Annotated in this window: 5 protein-coding genes; 2 read left to right on the forward strand and 3 right to left on the reverse strand. The window is 66.8% G+C overall.

The genetic code is table 11. From position 1 onward, the window contains the following. Nucleotides 1-166: 166 nt before the first annotated feature. Nucleotides 167-1390 (forward strand): lanthionine synthetase C family protein, encoded by a 1224-nt coding sequence (locus OG985_RS49445; protein ID WP_371674777.1) that lies wholly within the window; start codon nt 167-169, stop codon nt 1388-1390. Nucleotides 1391-1692: 302 nt separating this feature from the next. Here the strand turns inward: OG985_RS49445 and istB are convergent, their stop codons facing one another. Then, on the reverse strand, nt 1693-2463 hold the full coding sequence (istB, locus tag OG985_RS49450; protein ID WP_189845846.1) for an IS21-like element helper ATPase IstB: 771 nt from the start codon (nt 2461-2463) through the stop codon (nt 1693-1695). Next, on the reverse strand, nt 2460-3878 hold the full coding sequence (istA, locus tag OG985_RS49455) for an IS21 family transposase (protein ID WP_331719138.1): 1419 nt from the start codon (nt 3876-3878) through the stop codon (nt 2460-2462). The genes istB and istA overlap by 4 nt, the downstream gene beginning before the upstream one ends. Before the next feature lie 172 nt (nt 3879-4050). Here istA and OG985_RS49460 point away from each other — a divergent pair, with 172 nt between their 5' ends. Next, nucleotides 4051-4269, forward strand: a complete 219-nt coding sequence (locus OG985_RS49460; RefSeq protein ID WP_331719128.1) for a hypothetical protein — start codon at nt 4051-4053, stop codon at nt 4267-4269. Between the two features lie 406 nt (nt 4270-4675). Here OG985_RS49460 and OG985_RS49465 read toward each other — a convergent pair whose 3' ends face one another. Beyond that, entirely contained in the window at nt 4676-7192 is a 2517-nt protein-coding gene (locus OG985_RS49465; RefSeq protein WP_331719130.1) for a Helicase associated domain protein, read from the reverse strand. Between the last annotated feature and the right edge of the window lie 443 nt (nt 7193-7635).

The following is a 7635-nucleotide window of genomic DNA, read 5'->3' on the forward strand; positions in this document are numbered from 1 at the left end:
CTCTGACGGCCCCGCACTGGCATCACTTCCAGATTCGTTACCCCAGCGGTGACATCTTCTGAAACGGCTCCACTCCCGAAACATCGAGGTCCCGATGACTACACCCGCATGCACACCCCCTTCGCTCGGCCCCGCTACCGCGATCCTCATCGACATCGCCGAACGCATGTCCGACCCGGCGCACGTGTTGCGCGCTGCCCCCCACCAGTCCCTGGAGACGTCACTGTTCCAGGGACTGCCCGGTGCCGCGATCCTCCTCGCACGCCTCACCGATCAACGCTCTGCATTTGCTGACGCCGCCGTCGCTCACCTGCAGGCCGCGGAAGCAGCCTTGCCCACACCGAGTGCCGGCATCTCCGCCGGACCTGGCGCTGTCATCACCGCGGCACTCGTCGCTCATTCCATGAATGCCGACCCACGGCTGCTCCGTCTCCTGACACCAGGTGTGAGATGGCTTTCCGCCCACGCCCAACGCCTCGCTGACCAACAGAACGCCCGCCGAACCGCAGGCCATCGTGGAGCCCTCTGGGAAACCTACGACGCCGTCTGCGGTCTCGCCGGTATCGGTCGCATCCTTCTCCACGCCCAGCAAACCGGCAGGTCCGCGGCAGAACCTGGACTCACCACCGCACTGCGGAGCCTCACCGACCTGCTCCATCTCGACGATCAAGGGCGGCCAGGCTGGTGGCTGCCCGCGGCCGACCATCGCCCGCTGTCCAAGCCCCATCCCTCTGGGCTGGCCACCACCGGTATGGCCCACGGAGTCGCCGGGCCACTCGCCTTCCTCTCAGCCGCGCTGATCGCGGGCGCACAAGTGGACGGGCAAGACCGCGCCATACGCAACGCCGCACAATGGCTAATCGCCTGGCGCCGCCCCGACGACCAGAGTTGGCCCTGGCGCGTGACCGGCGATGAACTCGTCGAAGATAAGCACGCCCCAGGACCACGCAGCGGTCCCCGCGACGTCTGGTGCTACGGAACCGCCGGCGTCGGACGCGCCCTACAACTCGCCGGAACCGCCATCCGCGACCCTAAAATCTTCCAAACCGGAACCGATGCCATCGCTGCCCTCGCCGACCTACCTCCGAAGCAATGGCAAGCTGCCGGACCAACCGTCTGCCACGGCCGCGCTGGCATCCTCCAAGCCGCGATACAAGCTCACCGTCACAGCTCCGATCCCCGACTCGCCTCCCTCACCGATACCGCCGCCTCCTTCATCATCGCGCACCACTGGGACACCACCACCCCTTACGGCTTCTCACACCATGACGGCCACGGGCTGAGACACCACGTCGGACTTCACGAAGGCGCCGCAGGAGTCGCGCTCGCTCTCATTGAACACTCACACCCCACTCCCTCCGTCTGGGACCTCCCACTCCTACTTCAATAGGCCTGCGTTCCGCAGTTGATGGCGGGTTCTCGGCACGGATGAGGGCGTTGTTGCAGGTCAGTCCCCCTGTTCCCTTCGGGTGCGCCTTGCCGGCGTGAAAACATGGCTGCGGCGCCTGCCCGCCGACGCCGGTAGCTCGTTGGGACGTTGAGCCCGTAGGTCAGTCTGGTGCCGGGGCCGCAGAGGGGCCACGCACTGTTGCCATCGAGCACGCCGGTCAGATTTTCGCTCCCCCCGCGGCCCCCTGGTGTCGGCGTACTCTCGCTTCGGGCCGGGCCGGTACGTTTGAACGTCCCCAGGTGTTAGGCCACTTCGTTCTCCCGCTCGATGGCCTGGAGGCGGTTCTTGAGCCGGTAGCTCGGGCCGTTGATCGCGATCACTTCGCAGTGGTGGAGGAGCCGGTCGAGGATCGCGGTGGCGAGGACCTCGTCGCCGAACACCTGTCCCCATTCGCTGAAGGTCTTGTTGGAGGTCAGGATGATGGAGCCCTTCTCGTAACGCTTGGAGATGACCTGAAAGACCAGGTTCGCCTCGGCCCGTTCGAGGGGCTGGTAGCCCACCTCATCGATCACAAGGACGCTCGGCCGCAGGTAGGTGCCGAGTTTGTTGACCAGCCGTCCGGCCGACTCGGCAGCCTTCAGATTGCGGACCATGTCGTCGAGACTGGTGAAGTAGATCGAGTAGCCGGCCCGGCAGGCCGCGACAGCGAGAGCGACAGCGATATGCGTCTTGCCCACTCCCGGTGGCCCCAGCAGCGCGGCGTTCGCCTTGCCGTCGACGAAGGAGAGGCTGGCGAGGTCTTTGACCTTGCGCGGGTCGAGCTCGGGCTGGAACGAGAAGTCGTATTCGTCCAGCGTCTTGTGGTGTGGCAGCTTGGACAGTCGCAGGCCCTGGCGGAAGCGGCGGTCGTCGCGGACGGCGAGCTCTTCGGAAAGGACCAGGTCGAGGAAGTCGAGGTAGCCCATCTTCGCCTCGTCGGCTCGGCGGGTGTACTCGTTGATGGTCTCCGCCAGGTGGGGCAGGCCGAGCTTGCCGGCCGTGGTGCGGATGCGGTTGCCGGTCAGCTCGCTCAAGACGACTCCTTCGTCGGGGAGTTGGTGGTGAAGGGCCGGGTGCCGGTCAGTTCGTCATAGACCGACAGCGGCCGCCGCCCGACCTCGATCTGGGTTGCAGCGGCCCGGTTCAACAGGGCCTGCAAGGGCCCGATGCGACCCGCCGCGGGGAACTCGCTCTGCGGTGGTGGCGGCTCGTCGCCCGTCGTAGTGCGGCGGTTCTTGCCGGTTGGCAGGCCGTCCCAGTGCTCATCCTGCTTGACAACCACGCCGCGGCCGACCGCCCGCGGATGGCTGGACAGCAACGTCTCGCCGCTGGCATCGGGGACGGTCGTGTGCAGCATGACCTGGGATTTCGTCGCTCTGATCTCCACCAGCTGACGCGGGCGGACCTTGCGGGCGGGCACCGAGTAGAGGTTCCCGCCGAACGCGACCAGACAGTCCTTGCCCACCGGCCGCAGATGCCGCTCGGCCACCAGATAGGGCGAGGACGGCAACGGCTTCAGGGCGGCGTGATCCCGGGCGGCCCGGTGTCCGATGACCTCGTGGTGGGTGGCGTGGGTGCGGGCGCGTCGCTGCGGCACCCACGCCAAGAACGCGGCATCCAACTCCTCGAGCGAGGAGAACGCCCGCCCGGCCAGCACGTGATCACGCACGATCAACACCTGGCGTTCGACCCGACCCTTCCCGGTGGGCCGGTAGGCGGCCAGCACGTCGATGTCGAAGTCGTAGTGGCCGGCGAAGCCGACCGCTTCCGGATGCAGCGGAACCGCCTCACCGGGAGCGACGTGCCGGCGCACGACGGTCTTGGTCCGGTCGTAGACGATCGACATCGGCACCCCGCCGAAGTGCGCAAATGCCCGCCGGTGGCAGTCGAAGAAGGTCTGCAGGTCCTGGCTCGTGGTGAAGCAGCAGAACGGATCGCGCGAGTACGACAGCACCATATGGAACGAGTAGACCTTCGGGATTCCCAGGTGGGCGAGGATCTTGCCTTCATCGCCCCAGTCGACCTGAGCCTGGGCCCCGGGAACCACCTCGAAGCGGCGGTGCATACCCGCCAACTCCCGCGGCTCGATCCCCAGTTCACCCGCGATCCGCGGCCGGGCCTCCTGCAGATAGAGCTTGACCCGCTGGTAGTTGATCGTCGAGCCGTACTCCTTCACCAGGCGTTCGTGCACCACAGCACCCTTGATGAGGATCTCTGCCCGCAGCATCGCGTCGATCAACGGGGCGACCTCGTCGACCGCCTTCTTCCGGGGCCGGCCGTTCGACGTCCGCCTCGGCGGCACCGACGCCGCCGTGCTCGACAGATACTTGCGGACCGTCTTGCGGTCCAGCCCAGTCTCCTTGGCCACCTCGGTCAGACTGACCGCCCCTGACTCGACCAGAGCACGGAACCGCCGCAGTTCCAGCCAGCGCTGCGGGTCCAAAACCACCGCGTCACCACCCTCCGCCACCCTTCACCGGACGAGCAGAAGAGTGCCGGGCACCACGATTCACCGCACCATCAAGCGTCCCTTTTCACTCGTACGCGACCGGGGACGATCGTGTGTACGCCGACACCTGGGCAGGCGTCGGCCCGTACGGATCGATATCAGGGAGTTGTGCATGGCGGACACCGACGACGGTGGCGTCGAGGAGATCGAGCAGGCCGAGGAGCTCGTGGCCCGTGTCGCGGCGATCGATATCGCCAAGGCGTCGGGCATGGTCTGTGTGCGGGTGCCGCACGAGGACAAGCCCCAGACCTCCGGAAGCCGCTCGCGTGCGAGCCAGCGACCTGCGTGGTTGTCCATTCGAACAACGGCGGCTCGAGGTTTAGATATCTGACGGAGCGTCAGTAACATAGACCCAGCTCAGAGCATAGGGACGTCAACCTAGGGTTGTCGAAAATCTCAACGACTTTCCTTAATCGAACAAACTCGAACTTCCGGAGGTCTGAGCCCGGCAAGCGCGTGCAGCGGGTCTTCAACACCGTCGCGACCAGCGGCGCGATTCTGGACCTGGCCGACCACCTGGTCTGCCAGGGGCCGCCGGACACGACGCGCGGCCTTGCACCACTCCGTCGCCGCGGGGACGGACCGCAGGTGCACCCGCTCAAGCGCGCCCACACCTACACCCTCTACACCCTCGAGGAGCGCGCGCAGCCGGTTGGCGGTGTTGCCGCCCGTAACCGCGTGAGGAGCAACGCCACCCGCAAGGACGACCTGAAGCTGCGACCCGATGCCCTTCTCCGTCATGACCACCGCATTCCGAGTTCGTCGAGCTCGGTCCGACGTTTTGGGGCGAGTTTGGCCGCCCTGCGCCGCGTGTTGTCCAGCCACCCACCAAGCCGCAGTCCAACGACTTCACCGTCCTCACCCGTAACCTCTTCCACGTGCTTGCGTGGTACGCGCAGGTGGCCCTCGCGTGCATGGAACTGACGGGCGGCTGCGAGGTGGGTGGCCCACCGGTCCGCTTGAGTCTTACGCACCGGCTGCAGCTCACCCCCGCCCGCGGGCTCCACCCCCAGGACGCTCTCCAGCAGCCACTGTTGCGTGGGCGCCAGCTTGTCCCATCCGACCCGCTGCGCGACCGTCCAGGCCCCGAGATCCTCGCCCTGCACGATCACCTCACCCGCCCGCACCGGCACAGTGCCGGCAGACCGCAGGTACATGAGCGTGAGGTGGAATCCACGCTGCCAGTCGATCCCCCACACCGGGCACCAGGCCGGATCGATCGCGTCCAACGCCTCCATGCGACTCTCCGACAGCTCTCCAGCCCACGACACGCCCACTTCCCCGGCAGCACGCCGCTCGGCGTTCTCACGAGTCTTCCGGGCGGCTGCACGCTGATTCTTAAGCCAGACCCCGATCGCCATGCCGTCGCCACCCCACACCGCGTTGGTGGGCGGCACCAGGTGCCCGTGCACCGCCGCGTAGTCCTGCGCCACCGCCAGCCCGTCCGTCCACGCGGTGTCCCACGCCGACCACACCATCCCCAGCCGCTCCAGCTCGGCGACGCGCCCGGCTTCCAGGGTGCCGGCGGCGTAGTAGCGCCGTACGTCCGCGATCCACCGCCCGAGCGGATACCCCCCCACCGCGCCCCACTCCTTTGGCGCGGTGAACACGTACGGCACCCGCAGTTCACCGCTACCGGTCTCGCGCAACCACCGCGTCGCCGCCTCGATGCCGCGCCGCCAGTACGCGCCCTCAGGATCGATGATCCGCAGCCGGACGAACTGCGCCAGCGCGAACGGATCACGTTCCTCGCTGAACCGCAGCACACCGGCCGCCGCTCCACTCACCCGCACGCCCCCCTCGCCGCGCTCCTGGCCGCCGTCCTCGCTCTCGAACCCGCCCTGCATCCCGTCCTGTTCGGCTGCCGGGCGGCCGCTGCGGATCCGAGGGTCCGCGAGCGCCTCGATCGCCTCCGCATCATGAGACCGCAACGCCCCGAGGATCTTCGCCAGGGTGCTCAAGGAATCCGACGTCAGCATTTCATTCGGATCCTCATCACGACCGAGGAACACCGGCACGATCAACGTGGCCAGTTTCCCCGCCCCCGGCTGCATACGCAGCGCCCGCCCCACCATTTGCACAATGTCAATCATCGACCCCCGCGCATCAGCGAAAAGCACAGCATCACACTGCGCCGTATCAACACCCTCACCGAGAACACGAACGGAAGACAAGACCCGCAACGCAGCCTGAACATCACGCCCCTCAAATTCCGGCCCTCCGAGGAAATCGGAGGCGAATTCGTCGAGCACCCGACGTCGATGCACAGGCGCATGCCCGCCGTACAGCCAGTCCGCCCACACCCGCTCCGCCGGCGGGAACGTGTCGGGGTCTTCCCCGGCAAGCCGGGCCGCAACCGCCGGCACCCCGGCCGCCATCGCCTCCGCCTCACCCACCCGACTATGGAAAGCCAGCACACGACAAAACCGCTCCTCAACAGCAGCCCGCATCAACCCAGCCTGAACCGCCGCCAGCCGAGCCCCCCTCACAGCAGCGGACCCGGTGTCCCCGCCCGTCAGCGCGGCATAGAGCTCCGGATCACGAATATCGAGACACAGCACCTGATACGGCGCCACCAGCCCCAGCCGGATCGCCTCCGACAACCGCAGCCTGTACGCCACCGGCCCGAAGACGGGCGAGTCCTCGTCCATACTCGCCACCAGACGAGGGCTGCCCCCCTCGGCCTCCCAGATACGCGCGGTGGCAGTCATGTAGAGCCGGCGCACCGCAGGAATCTGCTGCTGATCATGCACCGCAGCCCACGGCCGACCCGCATCACCACTCACCCGATGGGCCTCATCCACCACCACCAAGTCCCACACCGGCAGACCAGCCTCATGCGCACGCTGCAACACGCCCTGCCCGACCGAGGCATACGTCGCAAACACCGTCACCAGATCCGGCCCCGCCGTCCACGCCACCAACTCGCCGGGATCCGTCGTACACGGCACACCCTGACTCTCCTCAGCACGCAGAGAACACACCCCAACCATCGCCCCACGCCGACCACCACCACGCCACGCGCCGGCCATCTGCACCAGCAGATCCAACGTCGGCACCAAAACCAGCACCCGGCGAGCCGAAAGACGATTCGCAGACTCCACACCAATCAGCGTCTTACCGGACCCAGTCGCAGCAATTACCTGCGCCCGCAACCCCTCCGGCGGCATCCAACCACCCGGCGGCTCAGAGAGAACCCTCAGAACCGAATCAACGGCCTCAACCTGATGCGGACGCAACGTCACAGATGACATTCTTTCCTCCTTCTCCCGCTTCTTTCCACGAGGCGAATCGAGGGCTGCTCAGTTCAAGGAACTCAGATACTGGAATCCATCCAGTCCCTCACCGCTCCGACCCAAAATTACCTGGAGAGGCACCTACCTAACATCCCAGACTCTATCTACCCAGCAGAAGTGACGCACACCGTTGTTCGGAAGTGGGTGGAGATGTGACGAGTCGACCTAGAGTCAGCGGGTCAGAGACACAACCAACCCCTCCCCCCTTACTGCCGCCTTTCTGGCGCGCCCGGAGGGTGCGTCAGGTCCCGTACTGGACTGCGGAGCGAGCCGGTACGGGACTGATCCGGCGTCAGCCGGATCGCCGTATCGCGGAGCGATACGGCCAGGCAGAACGGAGTTCCGCCCTCCCGCGCGGAGCGCGGGAAGTGTCGCGTAGCGACACCGCGTCGCGTCTGCGG

The sequence above is a fragment of the Streptomyces sp. NBC_00289 genome (assembly GCF_041435115.1).
Lineage (GTDB): Bacteria > Actinomycetota > Actinomycetes > Streptomycetales > Streptomycetaceae > Streptomyces.

Bases quoted from the DNA above. Each gene is read 5' to 3' on its own strand.
- OG985_RS49460 (WP_331719128.1), top strand. From the start codon at position 4,051: ATGGCGGACACCGACGACGGTGGCGTCGAGGAGATCGAGCAGGCCGAG.
- OG985_RS49445 (WP_371674777.1), top strand. From the start codon at position 167: ATGTCCGACCCGGCGCACGTGTTGCGCGCTGCCCCCCACCAGTCCCTG.
- OG985_RS49465 (WP_331719130.1), bottom strand. From the start codon at position 7,192: ATGTCATCTGTGACGTTGCGTCCGCATCAGGTTGAGGCCGTTGATTCG.